This window comes from Dietzia sp. IBK-p2-16D (assembly GCF_057773085.1).
Map to the genome: position 1 here is coordinate 218,045 of NZ_JBYMTL010000006.1, position 26,540 is coordinate 244,584.

30 protein-coding genes and 1 pseudogene are annotated in these 26,540 nt (G+C 71.3%); 21 read left to right on the forward strand and 10 right to left on the reverse strand.

Features of this window, described 5'->3' with window-relative positions; translation table 11 throughout:
• The first annotated feature begins 13 nt into the window (after window positions 1-13).
• Window positions 14-850 (forward strand): ABC transporter ATP-binding protein, encoded by an 837-nt coding sequence (locus AC3DE3_RS13890; protein ID WP_488370429.1) that lies wholly within the window; start codon window positions 14-16, stop codon window positions 848-850.
• The gene (locus AC3DE3_RS13895) at window positions 847-1,785 is read left to right on the forward strand and encodes a siderophore-interacting protein (RefSeq protein WP_488370386.1); all 939 of its coding nucleotides are present in this window, start codon (window positions 847-849) and stop codon (window positions 1,783-1,785) included. The genes AC3DE3_RS13890 and AC3DE3_RS13895 overlap by 4 nt, the downstream gene beginning before the upstream one ends.
• A 6-nt stretch (window positions 1,786-1,791) precedes the next feature.
• Here AC3DE3_RS13895 and AC3DE3_RS13900 read toward each other — a convergent pair whose 3' ends face one another.
• The 4 genes from AC3DE3_RS13900 to AC3DE3_RS13915 form a co-directional block, all read right to left on the reverse strand.
• Window positions 1,792-2,565, reverse strand: coding sequence for a phosphodiesterase (locus AC3DE3_RS13900; protein ID WP_488370387.1), 774 nt, complete (start codon window positions 2,563-2,565; stop codon window positions 1,792-1,794).
• Window positions 2,566-2,627: 62 nt separating this feature from the next.
• Window positions 2,628-3,227 (reverse strand): energy-coupling factor transporter transmembrane component T family protein, encoded by a 600-nt coding sequence (locus tag AC3DE3_RS13905; protein ID WP_488370388.1) that lies wholly within the window; start codon window positions 3,225-3,227, stop codon window positions 2,628-2,630.
• Window positions 3,228-3,932, reverse strand: a complete 705-nt coding sequence (locus tag AC3DE3_RS13910) for an energy-coupling factor ABC transporter ATP-binding protein (protein ID WP_488370389.1) — start codon at window positions 3,930-3,932, stop codon at window positions 3,228-3,230.
• Window positions 3,929-4,516: a biotin transporter BioY gene (locus AC3DE3_RS13915; RefSeq protein ID WP_488370390.1), complete on the reverse strand. Its 588-nt coding sequence runs from the start codon at window positions 4,514-4,516 to the stop codon at window positions 3,929-3,931. Before AC3DE3_RS13915 ends, AC3DE3_RS13910 begins: the two co-directional genes overlap by 4 nt.
• A 166-nt stretch (window positions 4,517-4,682) precedes the next feature.
• On the opposite strand from AC3DE3_RS13915, the gene AC3DE3_RS13920 reads away from it, so the two are divergent.
• Window positions 4,683-5,939, forward strand: coding sequence for a hypothetical protein (locus AC3DE3_RS13920; protein WP_488370391.1), 1,257 nt, complete (start codon window positions 4,683-4,685; stop codon window positions 5,937-5,939).
• Here AC3DE3_RS13920 and AC3DE3_RS13925 read toward each other — a convergent pair.
• The 4 genes from AC3DE3_RS13925 to AC3DE3_RS13940 all read right to left on the reverse strand — a co-directional run bounded on the left by AC3DE3_RS13925 (window position 5,926) and on the right by AC3DE3_RS13940 (window position 9,048).
• Window positions 5,926-6,483, reverse strand: coding sequence for a TetR/AcrR family transcriptional regulator (locus AC3DE3_RS13925; protein ID WP_488370392.1), 558 nt, complete (start codon window positions 6,481-6,483; stop codon window positions 5,926-5,928). The two genes, AC3DE3_RS13920 and AC3DE3_RS13925, sit on opposite strands and share 14 nt — an antisense overlap.
• Window positions 6,484-6,544: 61 nt before the next feature.
• Window positions 6,545-7,243, reverse strand: coding sequence for an ABC transporter ATP-binding protein (locus tag AC3DE3_RS13930; RefSeq protein ID WP_488370393.1), 699 nt, complete (start codon window positions 7,241-7,243; stop codon window positions 6,545-6,547).
• Window positions 7,240-8,367 (reverse strand): ABC transporter permease, encoded by a 1,128-nt coding sequence (locus tag AC3DE3_RS13935; RefSeq protein ID WP_488370394.1) that lies wholly within the window; start codon window positions 8,365-8,367, stop codon window positions 7,240-7,242. Before AC3DE3_RS13935 ends, AC3DE3_RS13930 begins: the two co-directional genes overlap by 4 nt.
• A gap of 81 nt (window positions 8,368-8,448) precedes the next feature.
• A complete protein-coding gene (locus AC3DE3_RS13940) occupies window positions 8,449-9,048 on the reverse strand; it encodes a helix-turn-helix domain-containing protein (RefSeq protein WP_488370395.1) in 600 nt (199 codons plus the stop codon).
• Between the two features lie 117 nt (window positions 9,049-9,165).
• Here AC3DE3_RS13940 and AC3DE3_RS13945 point away from each other — a divergent pair, with 117 nt between their 5' ends.
• From AC3DE3_RS13945 to AC3DE3_RS13955, 3 genes and pseudogenes are all read left to right on the forward strand, one after another.
• On the forward strand, window positions 9,166-10,119 hold the full coding sequence (locus AC3DE3_RS13945) for an NAD(P)/FAD-dependent oxidoreductase (protein ID WP_488370396.1): 954 nt from the start codon (window positions 9,166-9,168) through the stop codon (window positions 10,117-10,119).
• Window positions 10,103-10,786 carry a class I SAM-dependent methyltransferase gene (locus AC3DE3_RS13950; RefSeq protein ID WP_488370397.1) on the forward strand — a complete coding sequence of 228 codons (684 nt, stop codon included), beginning with the start codon at window positions 10,103-10,105 and terminating at the stop codon, window positions 10,784-10,786. Before AC3DE3_RS13945 ends, AC3DE3_RS13950 begins: the two co-directional genes overlap by 17 nt.
• A 59-nt stretch (window positions 10,787-10,845) precedes the next feature.
• A pseudogene (locus AC3DE3_RS13955) lies at window positions 10,846-12,455 on the forward strand (NERD domain-containing protein).
• 81 nt (window positions 12,456-12,536) lie between these two features.
• Here the strand turns inward: AC3DE3_RS13955 and AC3DE3_RS13960 are convergent.
• A complete protein-coding gene (locus AC3DE3_RS13960; protein ID WP_260487194.1) occupies window positions 12,537-12,995 on the reverse strand; it encodes an Hsp20/alpha crystallin family protein in 459 nt (152 codons plus the stop codon).
• Window positions 12,996-13,378: 383 nt separating this feature from the next.
• Complete coding sequence (locus AC3DE3_RS13965; RefSeq protein WP_488370398.1) at window positions 13,379-14,065, reverse strand: YceI family protein; 687 nt, start codon at window positions 14,063-14,065, stop codon at window positions 13,379-13,381.
• Window positions 14,066-14,213: 148 nt separating this feature from the next.
• On the opposite strand from AC3DE3_RS13965, the gene AC3DE3_RS13970 reads away from it, so the two are divergent.
• The 15 genes from AC3DE3_RS13970 to AC3DE3_RS14040 all read left to right on the forward strand — a co-directional run bounded on the left by AC3DE3_RS13970 (window position 14,214) and on the right by AC3DE3_RS14040 (window position 26,474).
• Entirely contained in the window at window positions 14,214-14,789 is a 576-nt protein-coding gene (locus AC3DE3_RS13970; RefSeq protein ID WP_260487197.1) for a serine/threonine protein kinase, read from the forward strand.
• A complete protein-coding gene (locus tag AC3DE3_RS13975) occupies window positions 14,789-15,742 on the forward strand; it encodes a hypothetical protein (protein WP_488370399.1) in 954 nt (317 codons plus the stop codon). The genes AC3DE3_RS13970 and AC3DE3_RS13975 overlap by 1 nt, the downstream gene beginning before the upstream one ends.
• A 207-nt stretch (window positions 15,743-15,949) precedes the next feature.
• Window positions 15,950-17,290: a histidinol dehydrogenase gene (hisD, locus tag AC3DE3_RS13980; protein ID WP_488370430.1), complete on the forward strand. Its 1,341-nt coding sequence runs from the start codon at window positions 15,950-15,952 to the stop codon at window positions 17,288-17,290.
• Window positions 17,287-18,426 (forward strand): histidinol-phosphate transaminase, encoded by a 1,140-nt coding sequence (locus tag AC3DE3_RS13985; protein ID WP_488370400.1) that lies wholly within the window; start codon window positions 17,287-17,289, stop codon window positions 18,424-18,426. The genes hisD and AC3DE3_RS13985 overlap by 4 nt, the downstream gene beginning before the upstream one ends.
• Window positions 18,423-19,046, forward strand: a complete 624-nt coding sequence (gene hisB, locus AC3DE3_RS13990; protein WP_488370401.1) for an imidazoleglycerol-phosphate dehydratase HisB — start codon at window positions 18,423-18,425, stop codon at window positions 19,044-19,046. Before AC3DE3_RS13985 ends, hisB begins: the two co-directional genes overlap by 4 nt.
• Before the next feature lie 7 nt (window positions 19,047-19,053).
• Entirely contained in the window at window positions 19,054-20,301 is a 1,248-nt protein-coding gene (locus AC3DE3_RS13995; RefSeq protein WP_488370402.1) for an MFS transporter, read from the forward strand.
• Entirely contained in the window at window positions 20,298-20,966 is a 669-nt protein-coding gene (gene hisH / locus AC3DE3_RS14000; RefSeq protein WP_163375645.1) for an imidazole glycerol phosphate synthase subunit HisH, read from the forward strand. Before AC3DE3_RS13995 ends, hisH begins: the two co-directional genes overlap by 4 nt.
• Window positions 20,967-20,988: 22 nt before the next feature.
• Window positions 20,989-21,240, forward strand: coding sequence for a hypothetical protein (locus AC3DE3_RS14005; RefSeq protein ID WP_163375646.1), 252 nt, complete (start codon window positions 20,989-20,991; stop codon window positions 21,238-21,240).
• On the forward strand, window positions 21,240-21,995 hold the full coding sequence (gene priA, locus AC3DE3_RS14010) for a bifunctional 1-(5-phosphoribosyl)-5-((5-phosphoribosylamino)methylideneamino)imidazole-4-carboxamide isomerase/phosphoribosylanthranilate isomerase PriA (protein ID WP_163375647.1): 756 nt from the start codon (window positions 21,240-21,242) through the stop codon (window positions 21,993-21,995). Before AC3DE3_RS14005 ends, priA begins: the two co-directional genes overlap by 1 nt.
• 66 nt (window positions 21,996-22,061) lie before the next feature.
• Entirely contained in the window at window positions 22,062-22,976 is a 915-nt protein-coding gene (locus AC3DE3_RS14015; protein ID WP_488370403.1) for an inositol monophosphatase family protein, read from the forward strand.
• Window positions 22,977-22,983: 7 nt separating this feature from the next.
• Window positions 22,984-23,757, forward strand: a complete 774-nt coding sequence (gene hisF / locus AC3DE3_RS14020) for an imidazole glycerol phosphate synthase subunit HisF (RefSeq protein WP_163375649.1) — start codon at window positions 22,984-22,986, stop codon at window positions 23,755-23,757.
• A complete protein-coding gene (gene hisI, locus AC3DE3_RS14025; protein WP_488370405.1) occupies window positions 23,754-24,107 on the forward strand; it encodes a phosphoribosyl-AMP cyclohydrolase in 354 nt (117 codons plus the stop codon). The genes hisF and hisI overlap by 4 nt, the downstream gene beginning before the upstream one ends.
• A 5-nt stretch (window positions 24,108-24,112) precedes the next feature.
• Window positions 24,113-24,292, forward strand: a complete 180-nt coding sequence (locus AC3DE3_RS14030) for a tautomerase family protein (protein WP_163375651.1) — start codon at window positions 24,113-24,115, stop codon at window positions 24,290-24,292.
• Complete coding sequence (locus AC3DE3_RS14035; RefSeq protein ID WP_163375652.1) at window positions 24,289-25,830, forward strand: anthranilate synthase component I; 1,542 nt, start codon at window positions 24,289-24,291, stop codon at window positions 25,828-25,830. Before AC3DE3_RS14030 ends, AC3DE3_RS14035 begins: the two co-directional genes overlap by 4 nt.
• Entirely contained in the window at window positions 25,827-26,474 is a 648-nt protein-coding gene (locus AC3DE3_RS14040) for a TIGR02234 family membrane protein (RefSeq protein ID WP_240341258.1), read from the forward strand. The genes AC3DE3_RS14035 and AC3DE3_RS14040 overlap by 4 nt, the downstream gene beginning before the upstream one ends.
• Window positions 26,475-26,540: the final 66 nt, after the last annotated feature.

The following is a 26,540-nucleotide window of genomic DNA, read 5'->3' on the forward strand; positions in this document are numbered from 1 at the left end:
CCCGGTCCTGCCCATGGACCTCGGACCCGAACCCGACCCCGCCTTCCGCATGCGCGGCCTGACCCTGGGCTACGGCGCCGAACCGGTGATCCGCGACCTCAACCTGGACATCCCCGCCGGGCGGACCACTGTGCTGATCGGCGCCAACGGCTGCGGCAAGTCCACGATCCTGCGCGCCCTGGGGAGACAGCTGCGGCCACTGTCCGGCTCGATCGAGACCGATGGCCGCCCGCTGTCCCAGGTCGGGGCCCGTGAGCACGCCCGGTCGGTGGCGTTCCTGCCGCAGTCACCACTGGTGCCGGAGGGACTCACCGTGGCCGAACTCGTCGCGCGTGGTCGGCACCCGCACCGTCGCTGGTGGGGAGGGGGCGACGACGACGACACCGCAGTCGCCGACGCCCTGGGCATGACCGGCACGGCCGAATTCGCCCACCGGCGGGTCGACGAGTTGTCCGGCGGCCAACGTCAACGCGTCTGGGTCGCACTCGTGCTGGCCCAGGCCACCCCCACCCTCCTGCTGGATGAACCCTGTTCGTTCCTCGACCTCGCGCATCAACTCGACGTGCTGGACCTCGTCCGCGACCTGCCGCTGCCCGCCGTCCACGGCGGCAGGGGCAGCGGCCGACGCACCGTGGTGGCGGTGCTGCACGAACTCAGCCTGGCAGCCCGGGTGGCCGATCACCTGGTGGCGGTCGCCGAGGGCGGCGTCGTCGCCGCCGGCCCGCCGGACCAGGTGATCACCCAGGAGACCCTGCGTCGCGTGTTCGACCTGGACGCCGACATCATCACCGACCCGGCCACCGGCCACCCCGTGGTACTCCCACGGGGACGACGGAAAGGGACACCATGACCGCACTCGCCGTAGAGGCACCGATCGTCGTCTCGCGGACCCGGGTCATCGCCGCCCGCCCGCTGGGCGACTCGTTCGTCCGCCTCGTGGTGGCCGGGCCCGAGCTGCTCCGCTGGTCAGCCGACGTGGTGGACCCGGGCACCGCGCGGGACGCCTATATCAAGGTCATCGTGCCCCCACCGGGCGGCGGCGGTGTACTCCCGGACGCCGCGGCGATCCGCGACTGGCTCGCCCTGTCCGAGTGCGAGCGCGGTTGGATGCGCACGTACACCGTGCGTCGCGCGGACACCGTCGACATGGACGGGGGACCGGTTCCCGCGTTGACGGTGGACATGGTGGTCCACCCCGGCGGCGACGAGGGGCCGGGATCCGCCTGGGCTCGCTCCGTACGGCCCGGCGACATCGTGCACATCGCCGGCCCGGGCCGCGGTCACGCACCGTGGGCCGCCTGGGCCCCCGGGCGGGCCGAACGTGTGGTGTGTGCCGGCGACGAGACCGCGGCCCCGGCGCTGCTCGCGATCGCCGAGGAACTCGCCGCGGAGGCGAAGGCGGTCGGGTCGGCCCACCGGCGGCAGGTACGGATCGTCGTGGAGGTCCCGACCCCCGCCGACGCCGTGGCGCTCGCCGACGGCGCCCCCGACTTCGTCACCGTGCTGCCGAGGGAGGGGGAGCCCGGCACCGCGGTGGCCCGGCACCTGGCCGCCGTCCTCGATCTGGGCGACGACTGCGTGCACACGGTCCTGGACGGGCGTCGACCCGCGGAACGCGAATGGCAACCCGCGACCGCGGTCTCCGCAGGCGAGCCCTACGTCTTCCTGGCCGGGGAGGCGGGGCTGGTCCGGGCGATGCGCCGCCTCGCCGTGGACGCCGCCGGGATCCCCAAGGGGGCCGTGGCGTTCATGGGCTACTGGCGGCGTGGGACCGCCGAGTGCTGACCGGTTCTAAACGCCGCGGTCGGCCGGCGGGTACGACGGGTCCCGCAACGCCCTGAGGACATGCGGATAGCGCGACCCGGGCAGACGGTTCCCGATCGGATCGAAGTGCAGGCCCTCGTCGTCGTCCTCCCACGAGTCCACCTCGAGCCGGCCCAGCGTCTTCCACCTGCCGAGCGGCGTCGCGTGCTGCAGGGTCCACGTGCCGCCGTCGCCGGCGGGGATCGCGGCCAGGAGGAGCGGGCGACCGGCGATGAGCACCGGGAACATGGACGTCATGGTGCGGCCCATCGTGCGCCAGCCCGCGGTGAGGAGGTAGCGGCTCAGCGGGCCCGTCCCCGTGCTCGCGAGCAGGATGTCGACCGGCCTCTCGGCGTGGATCCGGACCGCCATGCCGCCGATGTCGGGCACCGCGTCCGGGAGGCCCACCGCGCGGGAGAACCGGATGGTCGCCGGCCAGCGGCCCGTCACGTCCAGCAAGGGCGAACCCGTGCGTCCCACCCCGGTCACGCTCAGCGTGGCCTCGGCGATGACGCCCTTGGGGTGCAGGGCCTTGGGGCGGGCCAGCCGCGCCACCGCGGCGACGGCGCCGAATGCCGACCCGGCCAGGCTGGCCAGCGGAGCCGAGCGCAGTGCGACCTCCTTCGACTCGCGCGTGGAGGGCACGAGGGCGGAGGGCACGAGGGCGGAGGGCACGAGGGAGGAGGGCTGGGGGGAAGAAGGCTCAGCTGGCGAACCCGCTTCGGCGTAGTCGCGGCCGGCGTTCCGGGTGCGTCGGGACATGGCCCCACGATACGCAGCGCTGCGCGGAACGGCGCGGGCCCGGGCTCGGTCGTCGGTCGTGTTCAGTCATCCACGCCGCGGGCGGCCAACGCGTCGCCCAGCTGGTCGGCGGTCGTCAGCGCGCCGAGCACGGTCGGTACCACGAGCGCGCGGATCGACATCCCCAGGCCGCGGGCCCTGCGGGCCTCGGTGACCTGGCGGAGTTGACGCGCGAGCAGGGGGATGGCCCGGATGGTGAGGACCAGCACGAGCGCGATCCGGTCCGGCGAGACCCCGACGTGCCGCAGCGGCTGGGCTGCGCGGGTGACCGCGTCGAGCATGTCCGAGACGCGCGTGGTCAGGGCGACGAGGCCCGCCACGGTGATCGCCACCAGCAGCGCGCCACACACCCTCAGGGCGGTGTCGAGATCGGCGACGATCCACTGTAGGACGAGGATCGCGATGAGCATCGGCAGCACCGGGCGGACCTGGTCCCACGCCGCCCGGGGACGGATACGCCCGACCGCGTAGAGGGCCGCGGTGAGCGCGAGGGCGGGCAGTACGTGCCAGGGCTCCCGGATCGCCAGGGTGGCGACGAGGATGAGCACGCACACCAGCAGGATCTTGAGCCCCGCCGGCAGTCGGTGCAGGAGCGAGTTCCCCGGTTGATAGGTGGCGAACACCTAGGCCCCCGGCCCCGGGCCCAAGGCGATCCGCCGATAGCCCGCCAGCGCGGGGCCGGGGGCGTCGTCGATCACCACGCGGCCACCGTCCACCACCAGGACGCGGTCGAAGTCGGCGACGAGGTCCAGGTCGTGCGTGACCACCACGAGCTGCTGTTCCAACCCGGCGAACGTCTCGGCGACCAGCGCGCGGTTACGCAGATCGAGCAGGGTCGTGGGCTCGTCGGCGACCACCACGGCGGGTTCGATCACCAACACCGCCGCCAGGGCCAGCAACTGCTTCTGCCCCCCGGAGAGGAGGTGGCACGGATGTTCGGCATGGCCGGCCAGGCCGTAGGTCTCGAGCACCTCCGCGACTCGTCGTCGTCGCTCCTCCCGGTTCAGACCCGAACGGCGCAGGGAGAAGTCCACGTCCTCCTCCACGGTCGGCATGACGATCTGGGTGTCCGGGTCGGTGAAGCAGAACCCCACCCGGCGGCGGATCGCCGCGCCCTTGCGGCGGGTGTCGAGACCGCCGACGGTCACCGTGCCGGAGGTGGGGACGACGAGCCCGTTGATCATCCGCGCCAGCGTGGACTTGCCGCTGCCGTTGACCCCGACGACCCCGATGCGTCGCTCGGTGAGCGTCAGGTCGACGTCGGCGAGGACGGTCCGGTCACCGTAGGCGTGACCGACACCGTCGAACCGGATCTCCGTTCTGGTCACTTCCGGCGCAGCGGGGCGATCAGGCCGGGGCGTGCCTTGTGGACCTGGGTCGCGACGATCGCCGTGACGACCGCCTTGACCAGATCGCCCGGGAGGAACACCGTGTTGGCGGCGATCGCACCGCCGAGCGTCAGTTCGGTGCGGATGAGCATCCCGGTCACGCCGACGGCGTAGATGACGACGATGCCGCCGAGGACGTTGATGAGCAGTCCCGGGACGAGGCGGTAGCGCGGCATGATCCACGCGGTGAGCAGGCCGATCACGATGACCGCCGGGATCCAGCCGATGAGGAAGCCCGCGGTGGGGCCGGCCAGCGAGGTGAGCGTGGTCCGGCCGCCCGCGAGCACGGGCAGTGCCAGGCCGATGACAATGACCGCGAGCACCGAGAGGGCGCCCTTGCGCCACCCGAGCAGTGAGCCGGCGAGCATCACGCCGAGCGTCTGCAGGGTGATGGGCACGCCGGCCGAGCCGATGCTGATCTGACCGGGCAGGCCCAGGACGACGATGAGGGCGGCGAACACCGCGATCTGGGCGAGGTCTCGGGTGGCGCTACGGGCCGGGGCCCGGTCGACGGGGATGCTCACTGGACTCCTTGGCTCCGCGGGTGCTGGTTGACACCCCTTATGCGGTCCATTGTCGCGCCTGTCACGTCGGATGACCTCATCGGGCACCGGCGGGTTCGGTCGCCACCGGCCGGGATCGTGCCTAAAGTGACGTGAATCACACACCACGGTCCGGGGGCGGTACGGGATGGCACGAGCACGAAGCGGACCCGGCGCGATCCTCACCGCTCTCCTGGCGGCGCTCATCCTCGTCGTGGCGTCCGGTGTCCACTCGCCGGCGGCAGCCGACGCCGCGACGTACGCGGCCTACCTCGACGTCCCCGCCGACAACGCGGACGGTGAGTCGGCGGGCGGCGTCTCCACCGGGCTGACCACCGATGTCGACGAGCTCCGCGCCGCGCTCGACGTGGTGAGGGCGGCCGGGGTGGACCCGCGACGCTATTCGACCCTGACACGCCAGTACTGGCTGGCGGTGGGCGCGGAACACGCCCGCATCGACCTCGACGAGTGGGCACCGGCCCGGGGCCTGGCGGCGAATCTCGACACGGTCGACAAGGTGTACGTCAACTACCTCCGGCTCTACAACTCCCACGACGGGTTCTGGTGGTCGGGGATGGCGGGGCTCGCGGGGATGTCGTTCGCCGCCGGGTTCTGGGACCTCGACGATGTCGGTGGGCTGCTCACCGTGCCGGGCGTGCACGAGGTGGGACTCGGGGTCGGGGGAGCGATGGCCGGGATGCCGTGGGAGGTGGCCCGCGAGATGCCCCGGGACGTGCGCCTCCTGGCCACCGCCGGTCCGACCCTGCGGCGACCCGACGTCGACTGGTACATGCACCGGCTACTCGTCATGCAGCGCCACATCTTCACGGACATGATCCCGGTGCACGAGGCCTACGCCGAGGGGGGACTGACGGCCGTCGACGAGCTCGCCGCGGGAGGGGCGTACGACGACTACGCGCTGGAGTCCTGGCGGATGCTCGACGAGGGATCCCCCGACGGCCTGTCCGAGGCGCTGCAGCGGATGGCCTCCCGGGAGCAGAACCAGATCATCGCCGACCAGTGGGACGCCACCGCCGCCGACCGCGGCGACCTCGGCAGGGTGCTCACCTACATCACCACCGTCGGCGGTGCCCCCGACATCCCGGGTGCCCGCACGCTGGGTCAGTTCCGGCCGCTCTCCGTCCGCGCGGACGTGAGTGGCCGGCCGATGGTGGCGCACACGCCGCTGCCGGCCTTCAACTGGGCCGACAGGGAGCCGCGGTGGGAGTACATCGAACAGGAGCTGGTGCCCGCGTACCGATCGCTCGTCCGCGATCGGCCCGACGAGGCGCCGCGGTATCTCGACGTGGGCTTTCGCCCGCGCGCCGAGCAGAACCGGATAGTGATGCGTCTTCCGGAGTTCGCCGGGCAGATGACCTCGGGGTGGGCGGTCACCCCGGGGTGATGGGTGCGGGCGCCAACAGCACCTCGACCGCGGGCAGCACCTCGTCCACCCGCCGGCCACCCTCGACCAGCTCGGACGCCTTGAAGGTCGCCGCCATGACGATCTCCGTCAGCACCTCGGGGTCCGCGGAGGACATCTCCACGAGGCACTCGCGCAGTGGGGCTGTCATCTGGCCGTGCATCCGGTGCAGGTCATCCCGTGCGGAGCCCTCGGGGAGTTGGGCGGCCAGTGCGGTGAGGATCGCGTGGTCGCCCGCCGCCACGCGGTCGAGGGTCGCCCGGATGAATGCGAGGACTCCGGCCCGGCCGCCGTCGGTTTCCCGGACCGCGGCAGTGACGGTGTCGATCCACCGGGGCATGAGGTCCTCGGCGACGCCCACGATCAGCTCCGCCCGCGACGGGAAGTAGGTGTAGAAGTTCGACCTCGTCATCCCGGCGCGGGTGGTCAGTTCGTTGATGTCCGGAGGGGTCCCTGGTGCCTCGGAGAGCATCGAGCGCGCGGCGTCGAGCAGGGCCCGGCGCCGCGCGTCACGGTGTTCGCCCACGGTGGGGGCGTCGATGCGGGGGATGAGGACCTCCCGGGTCAGCGGACTGGAGAAGTGCAGATCATACGTGCGCTGCGAGGCGCCCGTCGACCATCTCGAGGACCCTGTCGCAGTGCTCGAGGATCTCGTGGTCGTGGGTCACCAGCACCGTGGCCACCCCGTGCTCATGCGTCTCCTCGGCCAGCAGTCGGACCACGTCGTGGCTGTTCTTCCGGTCGAGCGCGGCGGTGGGCTCGTCGACCAGCAGCAGATCGGGCGAGGACATCAGGGCGCGCGCGATGCCCACCCGCTGCCGCTCGCCACCCGACATGGTGGCGGGGCGGCGCCGGGCGCGGTGGGTGAGACCGACCGCCTCGAGCAGCTGGTCCGGGTCGCGGAGTCGGGAGCGGTCGCCGCCCAGCGTGCCCACCAGCCGGAGCTGGTCGCGGGCGGTGAGGGCGGGCACGAGATTGCCCGACTGGAACACGAAGCCCACGTGGTCGCGGCGGAAGCGGGTGAGCTCACGTCGGCCGAGGCCGGTGATGTCGCGGCCACCCACCTCGACGGTGCCCGCGGTGGGGGTCGCCAGGCCGCCAGCCACGGCCAGCAGACTGGACTTGCCCGCGCCGGAGGGGCCGACCACGGCGAGGACCTCCCCGCGGGCGACCTCGAGGTCGATCCCCGCCAGCGCGTAGAGGGTCTCGTCGCCGTCCTTGAAGGCCAGCTCGACCCCGCTCAAGCGCAGTCCCGCGGTGGCGTCGGTGTGTGCGGTCGTGGTCATCGGTTCTCTCCCAGTGCGCTGTGCGGATCGACGGAGCTGATACGGACAGTGGCGAGCGTGGCGCCGACCAGGCCCAGGACCAGCAGGAGGACGGCCCCGAGGACGATCGGTCCGGCCTCGAGTGCGAACGGCATCCCGGTCCCGACCAGCAGTGAGCCCAGGCCCACGCCGATCGCGACGCCGACGGTGATGGCGGCCGCCAACAGGATGAGCGCCTGGCCGACCGCGTCGATCAGCAGCTTGGCGGTCGACGCGCCCATGGCGCGCAGGACCGCGATCTCGCGGGAGCGCTGGACGGTGAGGATCGCGAAGAACGCGCCCACGACGAGCGCGGAGATCGCGTAGAGGAACCAGGTGATCATCGACATCGTCGTCGTCTCCGCCTGATAACCGGGGGAGGCGTTGTAGGCGTCCTCCATCGGGCGCGCCGAGGTGTCGGCGACGGCGTCGCCGGCGGCCAGGTCGGGGATCTTCCCGTCGACGCCGGCCAGGGCGACCACGCTGTACTCCTCGCGGGCACCGGCACGGGGCTCCTCGCCGAAGCGGGTGCCGGAGTTGACGTCCTGCCAGGTGGTCAGGGTGGTGAAGGCCATGTCGACGTGGCCGAAGGTGTGCTGGTCGGCGGCGATGCCGACAACGGTCAGCGGGATCTCCAGCCGGTCGACCGTCACCGTGTCGCCGATCGAGACGTTCTCGGCGGCCGTGGAGCTGACGAGGATCTCGCCGTCCGCGGTCGGGGTGCGGCCCTCCGCCGCAGCGGGCACGAGCGGCCCGTCCGGGTCGGCGCCGATCAACGTGAGATCGACGGGCGTGCCGGCCGAGGACTTGGCGTTGATGATCGACAGGCCCATCGGGGTGGCGATCTCGACGTCCGGTTGTGCGGCCCAGGCCTCGACCTGGTCCGGCCCGACCACGGAGCGGGTGAAGGCCGAGTCGGTCTTGGTCTCCGGGGCGAAGGCGACCGCCTGTACGGGCATGCGCTGCAGGCCGGAGACGCCGTCGTTGACGAGGCCGGAGGTCAGCCCTGCCAGCAGGACCATCAGGACGCTGATCAAGGCTACGACGGAGCCCATCAGGGTGAATCGGGAACGCGCGTGTATGAGTTCGCGCCAAGCGAGGAACATGGAGGCCTTCCGGCGTCGACGTGGGGGACGAGAATTATCCTAACTCCGTGTCGACAAGATACTGACATCGTGTCGCGAAGATCACCGGGCGGGTGTCGCCCGGATGTGCGCCCGCTCGCCCTGTCTGCCCACCAGGCTGAGGAACTCGACCGGGCCTGCGCTCGTGGCGCCGAACCAGTGCGGGGTGCGGGTGTCGAATTCGGCCGCTTCGCCAGGCGTGAGGACGAGGTCGTGCTCGCCAAGGACCAGTCGCAGCCTGCCGTCCAGGACGAACACCCAGTCGTAGCCCTCGTGGACGTGGAGGTGGGGCTCGTCGTCGTCGCGACCGGTGGGGAGTACGAACTTGTACGCCTGGATCCCGCCTGGCCGGCGCGACAACGGGATCACGGTCGCGCCGTGGTCGGTGGCGATCGGCCGCAGCGTCACCCGCGGGTCGCCGGTCGGCGGGGCGTCGACGAGTTGGTCCAGGGTGACGCCGTGTGCCCGCGCCAGCGGCAGCAGTAGTTCGAGGGTGGGGCGGCGTTGCCCGGACTCGAGTCGGGAGAGCGTGCTGGTGGAGATGCCGGTGGACTCCGCCAGCGCGGTCAGCGTGAGGTCGCGGCGTTGCCGGAGGGCCCGCAGTCGGGGCCCCACCGCGTCGAGGGTGCGGGCGGTCGGGTCGGTCCCGTTCGGATCGGTCATGGGACCGACTTTGCCAGAACGGCAATGAATGTTGCGTCTCGTGCGCACGGAGGTCATCGTCGAGGGATGCGGGCCGGAACCGGTGGCCCGGACAGGGGGACGGACAGGGGGACGGACATGGACACGCACGACCGGGAACTGCGGGACGTGGTGGTGGTCGGCGGCGGAGCGGCCGGTTTGGGTGCCGCCCTGACGTTGGCCCGTGCGCGCCGTCGGGTGACGGTGGTGGACGCCGGCGAGCCGCGCAACGCACCCGCCGAGGGCGTCCACGGGCTGCTCGCGCTGGACGGGGTGGGCCCGCTGGAGCTGCTCGCCCGGGGCCGCGCGGAGGTCAGGGGATACGACGGCGAGGTCATCGACGGCGAGGTCGTGGACACCCGCGCTGCCGGACACGGCTTCGACGTGATCCTGCGTGACGGGGCCGTGCTGCCCACCCGCACGCTGCTCATCGGGACCGGCGTGACCGATGAACTGCCCGACGTCCCCGGCGTCCGGGAGCAGTGGGGACACGGCGTCCTGCACTGCCCGTACTGCCACGGCTGGGAGGTGCGCGACCAGCGGATCGGGATCCTGGGGACCCATCCGATGTCCGCCCACCAGGCCGTGCTGTTCCACCAGTGGAGTCGGGACATCACGTTCTTCGGCGGCGGTCGCCCGATCGAGGAGCAGGACCGGCTCCACCTGGCCGCGCTCGGCATCCCGACCGAGGAGCGTGGGCTCTCGCGGGTGGAGGCCGACGGTGGGCGGGTGGTCGGGGTCAGGGTCGACGACGACGAGGTCATCGGACTCGACGCGGTGGTGGTGGCCACCCGGATCACCGTTCGGGTGGAGCCCTACGCGGCCATCGGTCTGGTGGCGGTCGATCACCCGGTCGGCACGGTCATCCCGACCGACGAGTTCGGCGCCACCCCGGTGCCGGGGGTGTGGGCCGCGGGCAACTGCGCGGACCCCATGGCGCAGGTCGGCGGCGCGGCGGCGCAGGGGACCCGGGCCGCGCAGCAGATCAATGCCGCGCTGATCATGGCCGACCTCAAGAAGGCGATCGAGGTGCACGATGGCGCCCGAGTTTGACCGCGCCTACTGGGGCGACGTCTGGACGGGTGCCGGCGACCGCGCGGCCGCGATGGCCGCGAGCCCTCCCAACCCGCACCTGATCCGGGCGGTCACTCCGCTGGATCCGGGCACGGCACTCGAGGCCGGGTGCGGCGCCGGGTCCGAGGCGCTGTGGCTCGCCTCGCAGGGGTGGCAGGTCACCGGGGCGGATATCGCCGCCGAGGCGCTGGCGATCGCCGCCCGGCGCGCTGCGGAACGCGGGCTGTCCGATCGGGTGTCGTGGGTCGAGGCCGACCTCTCCGGCTGGGAACCCCCGGCGCGGTACGACCTCGTCACCACGCACTACGCGCACCCGTCGATACCGCAGTTGGACTTCTACGACCGGCTGGCCCGGTGGGTGGCGCCCGGCGGGACGCTGTTCATAGTCGGGCACCTGCACCACGAGGGGCAGGGGCATGACCAGGGACACCGACATCACCAGGGGCACGGACATCACCAGGGGCACGGTGGCGGTGCTCATCCGCCGGCCGGGGCCGGCGTCACCGCGGCCACCGTCACCGCGCGGCTCGAGGCGCAGGGGTGGGAGATCGGATTCGCCGAGGAGACCTCTCGTGCCATGCCGGGTCGCGGGGTCGTCCCGGTGACGGTCCACGACGTCGTCGTCAAGGCCGTCCGGAGGCCCTGACGCGGTGAGTCGCGGCGTGTGGCCGGCCCGCGGGGTGGTGGCGAAGGTAGTTCTTATGTATGCCCCGTGTCATCCCCGCTCACCCCGTCTACGGACACCCCTCCGAGAAGAGTGTGGTCGACCTCCTGCGCGACCAACTCTCCGACGACAGCCTCATTGTGGTGGGCCAACGGGTGTCCACCGACGAGAAGGAACACGAGGTCGACATCCTGGTGGCGATGCCCGGCGCGGGGATCGTGGCGATCGAGGTGTGGCCGGACAGATCGTGATCGAGGACGGGGTGTGGGTGCAGGGCAGCGGCACCAGGAAGTTCACGATCGACCCGGTCAACCAGTGTCGTGACGCCCTGTACGCGCTGCGGGGATACGTCAGCGACGACCCGCGGTGGCCGGACCGGTTACAGCGGTGGACCCACATGCTGGTGTTCCCCAACGCCTCGATCCCCGAGGACTTCGCGCGGCCGGAGATCCAGCGCAACCGGATCGTGGACCGCGATCAACTCGATCAACTCGCTCATCGTGTGTACCTGTTGGCACAGAACTCCGGCCCGGCGGATCGCCCCTTCCCGTCCGCGGACACTGTCAGCCGGCTGGCGGAGATCCTCGGAGGTCGAGGACTGCCCCAACGCGACGTCGTGGCCCGCGCCGCCGAGAACGCCGACATCGCCGACGCTCTCACCCGCGAGCAATCGGTTCTGTTGCGGGCGGTCGACGCGCTGCCTCGGGTGGAGATCCGCGGCGGCGCCGGCAGCGGTAAGACCTATCTGGCACTGGAGCAGGCGCGCCGCCTGTCGAGGGACGGGCAGCGGGTCGCGTTGCTCTGCTACTCGCACGGCCTGGCCAGCTACCTCAAGCGGGTCACCAGCGGGTGGAAGCGGCGGGAGCGACCCGCCTACGTCGGCGAATTCCACGCCCTGGGCGTCGAATGGGGAGCGCCGGTGGGTCCGGACGAGAGGATCCGGTCCACCGAGACGGTGCGGTGGTGGGAGGAGGACCTGCCCGGGCTGATGTCCGACCTCGCCGACGAGCTTCCCGACGGCAGGCGCTTCGATGCCGTGATCGTCGACGAGGCGCAGGACTTCGCGGACAGCTGGTGGCAGCCGGTGGTGGGGGCGTTGCGTGACAGGGAGAACGGTCGGCTCATGATCGTCGGCGACGCGGGCCAGAGTGTGTTCGAGCGTGCGGGCCGCCCACCCGTGGATCTCGTTCCGCTCGTGCTGGATCACAACCTCCGCAATACCCGGCAGATCGCCAGCGCCTTCATGCCGCTGGTGGGTCAGCGGATGGAGCTGCGCGGTGGCACCGGTCCCGCCGTCCGGTACGTGGGCGTCCCGGAGGGCGCGGATCCCGTCGCGGTGGGTGACGACGAGGCCATGCGGCTGCTCGACGAGGGGTGGGAGCCCGGCGACGTGGCGCTGTTGACCATCGGCTCGCGCCATCCGATGCAGGTCGAACTCCAGGAGGACGGCAACGACGCCTACTGGGAGACGTTCTGGGACGGGGAGGACATCTTCTACGGTCACGTCCTCGGCTTCAAGGGTCTCGAACGACGAGCTGTCGTGCTGGTGTGCAACGGCTACGAGGGGATCGACCGCCTCCGCGAACGGATCTACGTGGGATTGTCACGAGCCACGGACGTGCTGGTGGTGGTGGGGGACGCCGACCTCTGACATCGTGCGGACCGACGCGACCGCCCCCCGCCTCGGACGAGGCGGGGGGCGGAGGCGGTACGCCCGCGTCGGAACGGGTCGTCAGCTACCGAGGTCGGACGAGCCCTCGACGATCTCCGCCTGCTCGGTGCGCTGCGTTCCGCGCGAGACGGCGATCTTGCGTGGCTGCGCCTCCTCGGCGACCGGGATGACCAGCCGGAGGACTCCGTCGGTGTAGTCGGCCTCGATCCGGTCGGTGGCCAGGCCCTTGCCGAGGGCGAGCTGCCGGGCGAACGTGCCCGACTGCCGCTCGTGCATGAGCCACTGCGCCTCGCCACCGATCGGCGCGCGGCGCTCGGCGCGGACGGTCAACGTGCGGTCCTCCACATCGATATCGATGCTGTCGGGGTCCACACCGGGCATGTCGATGAGTCCGACGAACCGCTCGCCGTCCTTGAACAGATCCATCGGGAGGGAGGTCGAGCCGGTCGCGGTGCGTAGCCCCTCGCCCAGGAGGCGGTCGAGCTCACGGAACGGATCGAAACGGTTACTGGTGGCCATGGCTGGTCTCCTTCAGGACTGGTCGGGAGCGCCCGGTCTCTCCGGGATCGCACCCGTAACAACTGCGATCCGTAGTTGAGTATTCCCGACTCACGTTTCGATTCTCGCGCGGTTCAGATGTCGGCAGGCTGGCCGACGCCAGCACGAACGCCTCGACCGGTCCGAATCCCGTCCGGGTGGACACCACCGTGACGGACACCGGGGTGACCACGACTAACACGACGGTCTCCGCCCGGGAACGAAGCAACAGCGCCCACAGGACGATCACCCCCGACACGGGCCAGTGCAAGGGAGAACCCGGACTCCTCGTGGACTCCCAGGCGACCGACGATGGTGGGCGGTGTCTCCTGGCGGATCCGCGGGCAACCCCGAGAGGGGAGGGCTCAGCTCTTCTCCAGGACCACCCGGAAGTCGACAGTCCCGTCGGGGGAGACGGTCACGAATCCCAGGCTGGGTGGCTGCACTCCCACCTCGGTCCACGTCACCGGGACCCGCCCCGAGGCGATGAGCTGGTCTCCCGCCCGCAGTACGGTCACCTCGGCCTGTCTGCGGACCGTGGTCCCCTTGATGGTCAGGTCGACGAGCATCGGCACGGTGGAGGTGGTGCCGTCGCCGGGCAGACCGGCCAGGTCGACCGGCTCGGCGAGGGTGAGGGTCGAGACCGGGTGGCCGTCCGCGTCGAGGATGTCCGCCGACCGGGCCCGGTTGTCCCGCGCGCTGATGTCGGTCTCGAGGCCGTCCATCCGGACCTCGAAACCGCCGGATTCGAGGATGCGGCCGGTGATGATGACCTCACCGTCCACCTGGCCGGTGGTGCCGACGACCGTCACCGGTTCGCCCCTGAGGACCTCGTCGACGGTGTACCCGGCGACCGTGCCGTTCGGTGGGGTGCCCGGGACCACCTCCCAGGTGCCGTCGAGCTCCGTCGCCGCGGCGGCGACGTCCCGGGTGTCGATCACGGTGGGCGGCGCGTCGTCTCCGCCACGAGCCGCCTTGTAGACGAACGGAGCGGCGATCACGACGACGATGACGACGACGAGGACGCCGATCACCCAGAACAGTCTGCGCATGCACCTGAGCTTAGAAAGCCCGGCGGGCCGGTGGATGAGAGCGGGCTGACAACAGGTGCGTCGGGATGTCCCGAATGCTCAGTGAACCTAAGATAAAGTCAATGTTTACTGCGGGCACCCCGGCCACGCGGAACCGACAGGACTTCCCATGACGCCCGACCAGCCCCCACGATGGGACAACGCCCCGAGCTGGAGCTCCCCGTCCGACGCGCAGTTCAGACCGGCGCCTCCCGGTGGGTACGGGATGCCGCCCCAGCGATCCGGGCTCTCCGTCCCGGTGATCGTGTTCCTGGTTCTGGGGTCCGTCCTGCTGTTGGGGATCCTGGTCGCCGGCGCGATCGTCCTGGCCCCTCGCTTCTCCGGGACCGCGGCAGCTCCGGCCACCTGGACGGTATCGGCGACCGCCACCGCCCCTGCCGAGGCGGCCAACCCCCCGACCGTCCAGCCGGCACGACCCGCCCAGGGAAGTCGACCCGCCGGCGCGTACGAGTGCATGGATCGTGGGGCCGGTCCGTACTCGGCGGCGGCGGTGGGGTCTTCGGCGACCTCCTGCGAGTTCGCCGAGGTCGTCTGGTCGCAGTACGTGGGATCCGGCGGAACCGGGCAGGCGATGACGGTGAACGCCTACAGTCCGGTCACCGGACAGAGCTACGCGATGTCGTGCGCTGGTGGCCCCGTCGTGACCTGCACGGGCGGCAACAACGCTGTCGTACATCTCTACTGATGGCCCCGACACCAGGTGGGCGGTCGCCGGGAGTGATCTCGCTGGTCGTGTTGCTCGCGGTAGTGACCGCCGGCGGGGGATGCGCTGCCCTCTCGCCCACTTATGGCCCCCCACAGGTGGTGGTGACCGAGACCGTGGCGACGGTGACCGGCCTCCCCGTCCAGGGCGGGGTGGGCGCACCGGGCGACCTCGCGTCGCTGCCCGCCGAACCGCTGCCCGCCGATTCCGTGTCGCCGCCTGCACCTGTGGCAACGGGGGCGACGGCAGTCGATCTCGACTCGGTCGTGGCTGCCGTGCCCGGGGACGCCGGTATCGCCGTCGTCCCGGTCGGTGGCGGTGAGCCCCGGGAGGCCGGGACCTGGCGCACCGGCGTCGCCTGGTCGACGATCAAGGTCCCGTTGGCGGTCGCCGTGGCGCGGACTGACCCGCGGGTCCTCCGGGACAACGCCGCCGCCATCTCCGTCTCCGACAACCGGGCGGCGGAGAACCTCTGGGCCCACCTGGGCGGTGGCGCGGCCTCGGCGGCGGCCACCGGCCGAATCCTCACCGAGGGCGGAGACGTCACCTCCGAGGTGCCCTCGGTCCGTATGCGACCCGGGTACACAATCTTCGGTCAGACCCGGTGGGCGTTGGTCGATCAGACCCGGTTCGCATCCGCCCTGCCGTGCATGGACGGAGCCTCACCGGTCATCGAGCTCATGGGACGGATCGCGCCCGACCAGCGCTGGGGTCTCGGGCGTCTTCCCGGCGCGCGGTTCAAGGGCGGATGGGGTCCGGGAGACGGTGGCGGGTACCTCGTCCGCCAGTTCGGGCTGATCCCCGCCGCAGGGGGCGACGTCGCGGTCTCGCTCGCGGTCGACGCCCCGACCTTCGAAGCCGGGACTGCGGCGTTGAGCACGATGGCGGACGCCCTCGCACCGCAGCTCGCGTCCCTTCCCGGCGGAGGGTGCTGATCCGAGGGGGATCGCGCCCGGTCGGGCCACACGGGGTCATGCCGGTCGATGTCGGGGCCACCCGCGCAGGTGCCCGAGTCGCGGTCGGGTGACCCACAACTAGACTGGTGCCAGGTGGTCCCGCGGGCCACGGGCGTCCACGTCCTGCCGGAATCCATCGCCGGATTCCCGCTCGCGGCCACGGCGCTCCCGAAGAAAGGCCACACCATGCTCTCCCGCATCGACCTGCGCGGTCGCTCACTCGGCACGGCCGAGTTGCGACGTACCCTCCCGCGCGGTGCCGCCGACGTCGACTCCGTCGTCGACACCGTCCGCCCTGTGGTCGACGCGATCCGCGAGCACGGGGCCAAGGCGGCGCTCGACTACGGCGAGAGGTTCGACTCGGTCCGCCCGGAGACCGTCCGGGTCCCGACCGAGGTCATCGCGCGGTCGGTCGAGGATCTGGACCCGGACATCCGCGCAGCGCTGTCCGAGGCGATCCGTCGTGCCCGCATAGTCCACTCCGCGCAGCGTCGCAGCGACACCGTCACGGAGGTCGCTCCCGGCGGATTCGTCACCGAGCGTTGGGTACCGGTCGAGCGGGTGGGCCTCTACGTCCCGGGTGGCAAGGCCGTCTACCCGTCCAGCGTCATCATGAACGTCGTTCCCGCGCAGGTCGCGGGAGTCGGGTCGCTGGTGGTGGCCTCTCCTCCCCAGGCAGACTTCGACGGGTGGCCGCACCCGACCATCCTCGCCGCGTGCTCGCTGCTCGGGGTGGAGGAGGTCTGGGCCGTGGGCGGCGCCCAGGCAGTGGCGCTGCTCGCCTACGGCGGGCGGGACACGGATGACTCCGATCTCGAGCCCGTCGACATGGTCACCGGCCCCGGCAACGTGTACGTCACCGCGGCCAAGCGTCTGTGCCGCAGCGTCGTCGGCATCGACTCCGAGGCGGGTCCCACCGAGATCGCGGTCCTGGCGGACGACACGGCCGACCCGGTCCACGTCGCCTACGACCTCATCAGCCAGGCGGAGCACGACCCGAACGCCGCGAGCGTCCTGGTGACCGACTCCGAGATGTTCGCGGACGCCGTGGACCGCGAGATCGAGGCGCGCTACGACGTGACCCTCAACTCGGATCGGGTGCGGGACGCGCTGGAGGGGCCCCAGTCGGGCATCGTCCTGGTGGACGACATCGAGGCAGGGCTCCGCGTGGTCGACGCCTACGCCGCCGAGCACCTCGAGGTACAGACCCGCAATTCGGCGGCCGACGCGGCCCGCGTGCGCAACGCCGGCGCGATCTTCGTAGGCGCCTACTCGCCGGTCCCGCTCGGCGATTACGCCGCCGGGTCCAACCACGTCCTGCCCACCTCCGGGACGGCCCGTCACTCGTCGGGGTTGAGCGTGCAGACCTTCCTGCGGGGAATCCACGTCATCGACTACGACCAGGCCGCACTCAAGGAGATCGCGCCGACCGTCGTCGCGCTCGCGGACGCCGAGCGCCTGCCCGCGCACGGTGAGGCGGTGCGTGCACGCTTCGAGGATCTCAGCGCAGGGGAGGACGGACAGTGACCGGATCGCCACGTCCGGGGGTGGGACTGAGCGCCCTTCCACTGCGGGAGAACCTGCGCGGACGGAGCGCGTACGGTGCCCCGCAGCTCGAGGTGCCCGTGCAACTCAACACCAACGAGAACCCGCACCCGCCCAGTGCGGAACTGGTCGCCGACATCGCCGGCGCGGTCTCGGCGGCCGCCGCGGACCTCAACCGCTATCCCGACCGTGACGCCGTCGGGTTGCGCGGTGATCTCGCCGCGTACCTGACCCGGCAGACCGGCGCGGACCTCGACACCGACATGGTGTGGGCCGCCAACGGGTCCAACGAGATCCTGCAGCAGCTCCTGCAGGCGTTCGGCGGGCCCGGGCGCAGCGCCATGGGCTTCGTCCCCAGCTACTCGATGCACCCGATCCTCGCGGCCGGTACCGACACCGAGTGGATCCCGGTGGACCGCGGGCCCGACCTGTCGATCGACATCGACGCCGCGGTGGCGGCAATAGGGGAGCACCGGCCGGACGTCGTGTTCGTCACCACGCCCAACAACCCCACAGGGCACGTGGTCGACCTCGACGACCTGCGCCGCCTGCTCGACGCCGCGCCCGGCATCGTGGTGGTGGACGAGGCGTACGCGGAGTTCTCGCCCTCCCCGAGCGCCTGCACCCTGCTCGCCGACTATCCGGCCACGCTCGTCGTGTCGCGGACGATGAGCAAGGCGTTCGCCTTCGCCGGCGGCAGGCTCGGGTACTTCGCAGCCGACCCGTCCTTCGTCGAGGCGGTGTTGCTCGTGCGGCTGCCGTACCACCTGTCGATGATCGCGCAGGCCGCCGCCCGGGCAGCTCTCCGGCACGCCGACGAGACACTCGCCTCCGTCGCGCTCCTCGCCGAGGAACGCAAGCGCGTCACCGCCGGGCTGGAGGAACAGGGGTACGAGGTACTTCCCAGTGAGGCCAACTTCGTGCTCTACGGGCCGTTCGTCGACGCGGGGCGCGCCTGGCAGCGATACCTGGACGCGGGCGTCCTGATCCGCGACGTGGGCATCCCGGGTCGACTTCGTGCGACCATCGGGCTCGAGCACGAGAACGATCAGCTGTTGCAGGTGAGCGCCGCACTGGCGGCCGAGGAGATCGAGACCGGAACCGAGGAGAAGCGATGAGTGAACAGACCGCGCGGCGGGGACGGGTCGAGAGGACGACCAAGGAGTCGTCGATCGTCGTGGAGATCGACCTCGACGGGACCGGCCGGACCGACATCTCGACCGGGGTGCCGTTCTTCGACCACATGCTCACGGCCTTCGGCCAACACGGCGCCTTCGACCTCACCGTGCGCGCGACGGGTGACAGCGAGATCGAGGCACACCACACGGTGGAGGACACGTCGATCGTCCTGGGGCAGGCCCTCGCGCAGGCCCTCGGCGACAAGCGCGGCATCCGACGCTTCGGCCAGTGCTCGCTGCCGATGGACGAGACTCTCGCGGAGGCCGTCGTCGACGTCTCCGGGCGGCCCTACTTCGTGCACACCGGTGAGCCGGAGATGATGATCGGCTACGTGGTCATCGGCCATGCCAGCGCGCCCTACGGCACGGTCCTCAACCGCCACGTGTTCGAGACCCTCGCCTACAACGCCCGGATCGCGCTGCATGTCCGCGTGCACTACGGCCGCGATCCGCACCACATCACCGAGGCCGAGTACAAGGCGGTGGCGCGGGCGCTGCGCGCAGCCGTCGAACCGGATCCGAGGATCACCGGAATCCCATCGACAAAGGGCGCGCTGTGATGCCGGCGTGACCCCGCGCGTCGCCACGCCGGGGGCGTTCTCGACGCTGGCCCGCACCCCCGGCGTCGTGGCCGCGTTCGTCCTGGTCCTGCTCGCGTTCGGGGGCTTCTCCCTCCTGCTGCCGGTGGTACCGCTCGCCGTTGTCCGCGGAGGCGGCAGCGAGTTCGTGGCCGGCGCCACCACCGGCGTGTTCATGACGGTGACCGTCCTGTTCCAGCTCGCCACCCCGCGTGTCACGAGTGCGATCGGTTATCGCTGGGTCCTGGGGATCGGCAGCTCCCTGCTCGGACTGCCCTCGGGACTGCTCGCCCTCTCCGACAACCCGATCGCGGTGTTGGCGATCAGCGGCGTGCGCGGTGCGGGGTTCGGCATGATGACCGTCGCCGGTTCCGCCCTCGTGGCCGAGCTCGCCCCGCCCGGCATGCTCGGTCGGGCCACGTCGCTGATCGGTCTCGCCGTGGGCATCTCCGAAGCGATCTTCCTGCCGGTCGGACTGTGGCTGCTCGACCTCCTCGGGCTGCCGACGGTGGCCTGGGCCGCCACCGCGTTCGGCGTCGTCGGCCTGGTCGCCGCGACGCGACTGCCCCACGTCTACCCGAGCCCACCGGGGGAGACGGACCGGTCGGCGCTCGGTACCAAGCAGGTCGTGCTCCTCCTCGCGGGCCCGTTCCTCGTCATGGTGGCGGTGACCCTGCCCTACGGGGCGGCGGCGTCGTTCCTGTCGCCGGCGTTGGACTCCCTGGTCTCCGGTAGCGGCGCCGTTGTCGCCGGCGTCGGGCTCGGACTGCTGGGCGTCGGTGTCATCGTCGGACGCACCGTCGCCGGCCTCATCTCGGACCGGCGTGGCCCGGGGTCGCTGGTCTGGCCGGGCCTCGGTGTCGCGGCACTCGGAATGCTCGGCATCGCCGGGTTGTTGACGATGGAGGTGAACCCGTGGTGGTTCCTCGTCCCGACCGTCGTCTTCGGCCTCGGGTTCGGTGCCGTACAGAACGAGGCCCTGGTTGCGTCGTTCGAGCGGATGCCGCGCTCGCGACTGGGGACGGCGTCCGCGTCGTGGAACATCTCCTTCGACGCCGGAACCGGTCTCGGCTCCGTGGTCATGGGCGGGTTCGCGGGCTTCGGCTACGTCGTGCTGTTCACCGTCGCGGCGGGGGTCGTCCTCGCGGTGGGCGGCCCTGCGGCGGTGGGTGCCCGGCGTACGAGACCCACGCGCGATCTGACCCCGAACGACCCCGGCGATAAGGTGGACCAATGACGAATTCGGCGACGCGGGTGGCACTCCTGGACTACGGCTCCGGAAACCTGCGTTCGGCGCATCGTGCGCTCGAGCGGGTCGGCGCCCGGGTCGAACTCACGTCGGACCCCCGCGTCGCCACCGAGGCCGAGGCGTTGGTCGTCCCCGGGGTCGGCGCGTTCGCGGCGTGCATGAAGGGCCTCGAGGCGGTCAAGGGACCGCGGATCATCGGAGAGCGTCTCGCCGGTGGTCGCCCCGTTCTGGGGATCTGCGTGGGAATGCAGGTCATGTTCGATCGGGGCACCGAGTTCTCGGACGGTGAGCACGAGGGTTCGCCCGGTGTTCCCGGGTGCGGTGAGTGGCCCGGCGTGGTGGAGAGGCTGGACGCACCCGTGCTGCCGCACATGGGGTGGAACACCGTCGAGGCGCCGTCGGAATCGGTGTTGTTCGCCGGCATGCCCGCTGACGAACGCTTCTACTTCGTCCACTCGTACGGCGTGCAGCGCTGGGAGATGGAGCCGTCGGACCACCTCCGTGCCCCGGACGTCACCTGGGCCGAACACGGCACGAGGTTCATCGCCGCGGTGGAGAACGGGCCCTTGTCCGCCACCCAGTTCCACCCCGAGAAGTCGGGCGATGCCGGACTGCATCTGCTCGAGAACTGGATTCGTTCTGTCCGCCGTTGACGGCTCTCGGGACCCCGCCCCGGTGTCCTTCGCCCAGCTCGCACTGGGAGTCGCGGGGGCGGGGGTGTCGGGTCTCGCCCTGACCGCGCTCGCGGTGGCCCTCCTGCCCGTGCCGCCGGCCGGCAAGGCTCTCGTCGCGCTGGTCGGCGTGATCCTGTCGATCGTCGCGATGGGCCTGGTGTCCAACCGCATCACCGATCGCGCGATCCGCGCCGAGTACGGCGAGGAGCCCGGCGGGCAGGCGGAGCACGCCGGTGACGACGGACTAGGCTGATGGCCGTGACCAACGCCAATTACCTCGAACTCCTTCCCGCCGTCGACGTCGCCGACGGTCAGGCCGTCCGTCTCGTCCAGGGGGAGGCCGGGACCGAGACGTCCTACGGTGCCCCGCTGGACGCGGCTCTGCAGTGGCAGCGGGACGGCGCGGAATGGGTCCACCTGGTGGATCTCGACGCCGCTTTCGGTCGGGGGTCGAACCGGGACCTGCTCGCCGAGGTCGTGGGGGCGCTCGACGTCAGGGTCGAGATGTCCGGTGGTATCCGCGACGACGACTCGCTCGAGGCCGCCCTGGCCACCGGGTGCGCCCGCGTGAACCTCGGGACGGCCGCGCTGGAGAACCCGGAGTGGTGTGCCTCGGCCATCGCCCGTCACGGTGACCGCATCGCGGTGGGCCTCGATGTGCGGGTGGTCGACGGCGAGCCCAGGTTGCGCGGTCGTGGATGGGTTTCCGACGGTGGCAACCTCTGGGAGGTCCTCGAACGTCTGGACAAGGACGGCTGCGCCCGGTACGTCGTCACCGACGTCTCCAAGGACGGCATGCTCAACGGACCCAACCTGGAGATGCTCTCGCAGGTATGCGCGGCCACCAACGCCCCCGTGGTGGCGTCGGGCGGCGTCTCGTCGGTCGCGGATCTCGAGGCCATCGCCTCGCTGGTGCCACAGGGCGTGGAGGGGGCGATCGTGGGCAAGGCCCTCTACGCGGGCAGGTTCACCCTCCCCGAGGCGCTCGCCGCAGTCAGCCGCCGCTGACTCCACGACGCCGTCACCCCCCTGGCAGCTTCCCGACCCCGCATGACCTCGAGCAGGAGGCCCGAGATGAACGATCAGACCGGAAACACCCTGCCGACGGACCTCCCCGTCGACCCGGCCGAGGCCCTCGCGCTGGCGACGCGCGTCCTCGATGAGGTGACGCCCCGCTTCGTCGAGGGGGTGGGGGCGCAGGGCATCCAGAACAAGGGCTCGCGCAACGACTTCGCCACCGAACTGGACCTGGAGCTGGAGCGCCGGATCTCGGAGGCGCTGCGGGAGGGGACCGGGCTCGAGGTGCACGGCGAGGAGTACGGCGGTCCGCCCGTGAACGAGGGCACCCTGTGGGTCGTCGACCCCGTCGACGGCACCGCCAACTACTCCCTCGGTATCCCCACCGCCGGCATCCTGGTCTCGCTGGTCCACGAGCGCCAGCCGGTGCTCGGCCTGACGTGGCTGCCGCTGCTGGGGTTGACGTTCACCTCCGTCGCGGGCGGACCGCTCAAGGAGAACGGTGAGGAGGTCGCACGGATCCCCGACGTCTCCATCCGCGACGTCGCCCTGGGACTGGGGTCGCTCAACACCGGTGCGCGTACGACCTACCCGCCGGCCTATCGACGCGAGGTCTTCGAGCAGCTCACGCTCGACGCCGCACGGACCCGGAAGTTCGGCTCCACCGGGGTCGATCTGTCGTTCGTCGCGTCGGGCAGGCTGTCCGCCGCGGTCAGCTTCGGCAACCTCGCCTGGGACAACGCGGCCGGCGCCTCGCACGTCCGCGCCGCGGGTGGTGTGGTCACGGACCTCGCGGGGGAGCCCTGGTCCACCGACTCCCAGTCCATCCTCGTCGCGGGCCCGCGGGCCCACGCCGAGGTCCTCGACACCATCCGACAGCTCGGCGAGCCGAGCAACTTCTTCGAGGCGGGGCGACGTCGCGCCACTCCGGAACCCGAGAGCCCCCGTCCGTGGCTCCAGAACGGGCGGTGACCGGGTCATGACACTCGCAACCAGGGTCATCCCGTGTCTCGACGTGGACGCCGGCCGCGTGGTCAAGGGCGTCAACTTCCTCGACCTCCGGGATGCGGGGGATCCCGTCGAACTGGCGGCCGCCTACGACGAGCAGGGTGCCGACGAACTCACCTTCCTCGACGTCACCGCGTCGTCGTCGGGACGCAGCACCATGATCGACGTGGTCAGGCGCACCGCCGAGCAGATCTTCATCCCGCTCACCGTCGGAGGTGGGGTGCGGACCGAGGAGGACGTCAACCAGCTCCTGCGGGCGGGTGCGGACAAGGTCAGCGTCAACACCGCCGCGATCGCCCGTCCCGAGCTCCTCGGCGAGCTCAGTCGCCGCTTCGGCTCGCAGTGCATCGTCCTGTCGGTGGACGCGCGCACCGTGCCCGAGGGGTCTGAGCCCACCCCGTCCGGCTGGGAGGTCACCACCCACGGCGGTCGACGTGGGACCGGGATCGACGCCGTCGAGTGGGCCAGGCGGGGCCAGGACCTCGGTGTCGGTGAGATCCTGCTCAACTCGATGGACGCCGACGGCACCAAGGCGGGTTTCGACCTGGCGATGGTGCGGGCGGTCCGTGAGGCCGTGTCCATCCCCGTCATCGCCTCGGGCGGGGCCGGCGCGGTGGAGCACTTCGCTCCGGCGGTCCACGCCGGGGCCGACGCCGTCCTCGCCGCCAGTGTCTTCCACTTCGGCGAGATGACCATCGGTGATGTGAAGTCGGCGCTCGCGGCCGAGGGGATCACGGTCCGATGAGCACTCACGTCCTGGAACGTTCCATCGCCGAGCGGCTGTCCCGCAACGCCGACGGGCTGGTCGCCGCGGTCGTGCAGGACGCCACCTCGGGCCGGGTGCTCATGATGGCGTGGATGGACGACGCGGCCCTCGCCGAGACCCTGGCGACCCGGCGGGGTGTGTACTACTCCCGCTCGCGGGGTCAGCGGTGGGTCAAGGGGGAGACCTCCGGCCACGTCCAGCACGTGCGTCGTGTGGAGATCGATTGCGACGGCGACGCCGTCCTGCTCCACGTCGACCAGACCGGGGCGGCCTGCCACAACGCCACCACCAGCTGTTTCGACACCGCAACCCTGCTCGGAGAGGACTGATCGGCGTGCCCTTCATCCAGATCAACCAGCTCGACGGGATGGCCGCGGCGGACAAGGCCCGCGTCATCGAGGCCGTCACGGCCGCGTACGCGGAGGCCTCGGGCAAGGACCCGGCGAAAGTGTGGGTCCACGTCAACGACATGCCGCGTGATTCCTTCGGGATCGGCGGCAAGGCCCTCGGATGAGCACCGAGACCACGACGTTCGAACAGTTCCGCGCGCTCGCCGCGGGGCACCGGGTCGTGCCGGTGGTGCGCACGGTGCTGGCGGACTCCGAGACGCCGCTGTCCGCGTACATCAAGCTCGCCGGGGACCGGCCGGGCACCTTCCTCCTGGAGTCGGCCGAGCACGGACGCTCCTGGTCGCGGTGGTCCTTCATCGGTTGTGGCGCGGCCGCCGCGCTGACCGTCGACGACGCGGGGGAGGCCACGTGGTGGGGCCACGTGCCGGCGGGTGCGCCCACCGGCGGTGACCCGCTGGACGCGCTCCGGAGGACCCTGGACCTGTTGCGGACCGATCAGATCCCGGGTCTGCCCCCGTTGACGTCGGGGATGGTGGGTTACCTCGGGTACGACATCGTGCGTCGACTCGAGCGGATCGAACCGGACACGGTGGACGACCTGCAGGTGCCGGAGCTCGTCCAGCTGCTCGCCACTGACCTGGCGGCCTTCGACCATCACGAGGGCCGGATCCATCTCATCGCCAATGCGGTGAACTGGGACGGCAGCGACGAGCGGGTCGGTGAGGCCTACGCGGACGCGGTGGCCCGGGTCGACTCCATGACGGCGCGACTCGCCGCGCCCGGCGCGGGCGGGGTGAGCGTGTTCGACACCCCGGCTCCAGACGTACGTCGCTGCACGGATGAGGAGACCTACCACTCGCGGGTCGCAGACATCATCGAACAGATCTACTCGGGCGAGGCCTTCCAGGTGGTCCTCAGTCAGCGGTTCGAGGTCGACACCCAGGCCTCCCCGCGGGACGTCTATCGGATCCTGCGCACCACCAACCCGAGCCCGTACATGTTCCTCATGACGATCCCGGACGGGAGCGGGGAGGACGGTTTCGGCGGGACCGCCTTCACCATCGTGGGATCGAGCCCCGAGGCGTTGGTGACCGTCAAGGACGGTGTGGCGACGACCCATCCGATCGCGGGGACCAGGCCGAGGGGCGACGACGACGAGCACGACATCCTGCTCGGCAAGGACCTGGTGGACGACGCCAAGGAGAACGCCGAACATCTGATGCTGGTCGATCTCGGCCGCAACGACCTCGGCCGGGTCTGCGTGCCGGGCACGGTGGAGGTGACGGAGTTCCGTCAGGTCGAGCGCTACAGCCACGTCATGCACCTGGTGTCGACGGTGACCGGTCGACTGGCCGAGGGGCAGACCGGCATCGACGCGGTGACCGCGTGTTTCCCGGCGGGCACGCTGTCCGGGTCGCCCAAGCCCCGTGCGCTGCAGATCATCGAGGATCTCGAGGACACGCGACGCGGTGTCTACGGGGGAGTGGTGGGCTACGTCGACTTCGCCGGAAACACCGACCAGGCCATCGCGATCCGGTCGGCAGTGATCAAGGACGGCACGGCCTATGTCCAGGCGGGTGCCGGGATCGTCGCCGACTCGGTGGCGACCTCGGAGGATGCCGAGTGCCGCAACAAGGCGATGGCGGTCCTGCGGGCCGTCGCCGCCGCGGAGACGCTGCGCGACGCGGGGCGGAGCCGGTGACCCAGCGCTCCCGTCTCCTGGTTCCGGTCGTCCTGTTGCTCGTGGGGGCGGCCCTGCTGTGGGTCGCCTCGCGGATGGTGTGGCTCGACGTGGAGGCCTTCAACGACCAATCGGGACAGGCTCGGCGGGCCCTGACCGGCGCGGACTGGCAACCCGCTCTCGTCCCGCTCGCGCTGGGCGCCCTGGCGGCGGTCGCCGCGGTGGCTCTGGTCCGCGGCGCCGCCGCCCGCGCGGTGGGCGCCGTCATCGCACTTCTCGGCGTGGCCGCCGGGGGCCTGATGGTGATGTCGGTGGGGGAGGTCGACGCCGACCGGGTCCACTCGGTGATCACGAGTGACGAGGGCCTGGCCCGGACCGATGCCGGGCCGGGTTCCGAGGGCGCGGAGGCGATCCCGCAGTGGTCGGAGATCATCGAGTTGTCGACCCGGCCCGCGGGACCCGTGATCACCGGCGCGGGGGCCGTCGCCCTGCTGGCGGCGGGGATCGTCGTCCTCGTCAATCCGGCCCGTCCGGTGCGCCGCGACGACCGGTACGTGACCCCGGCGGCCCGGCGGGAGAGTGCGGCGACCGGACCGGGCCCGGAGGACGACGCCGGGCGGGATCTGTGGCAGGAACTGGACGACGGACGGGATCCGACCGGCTGACCGGGTCGGGGGTCCCGATTCGGGAACCCCGGCCGGGACCTCTATTGTTGATCTCGATCACACTTT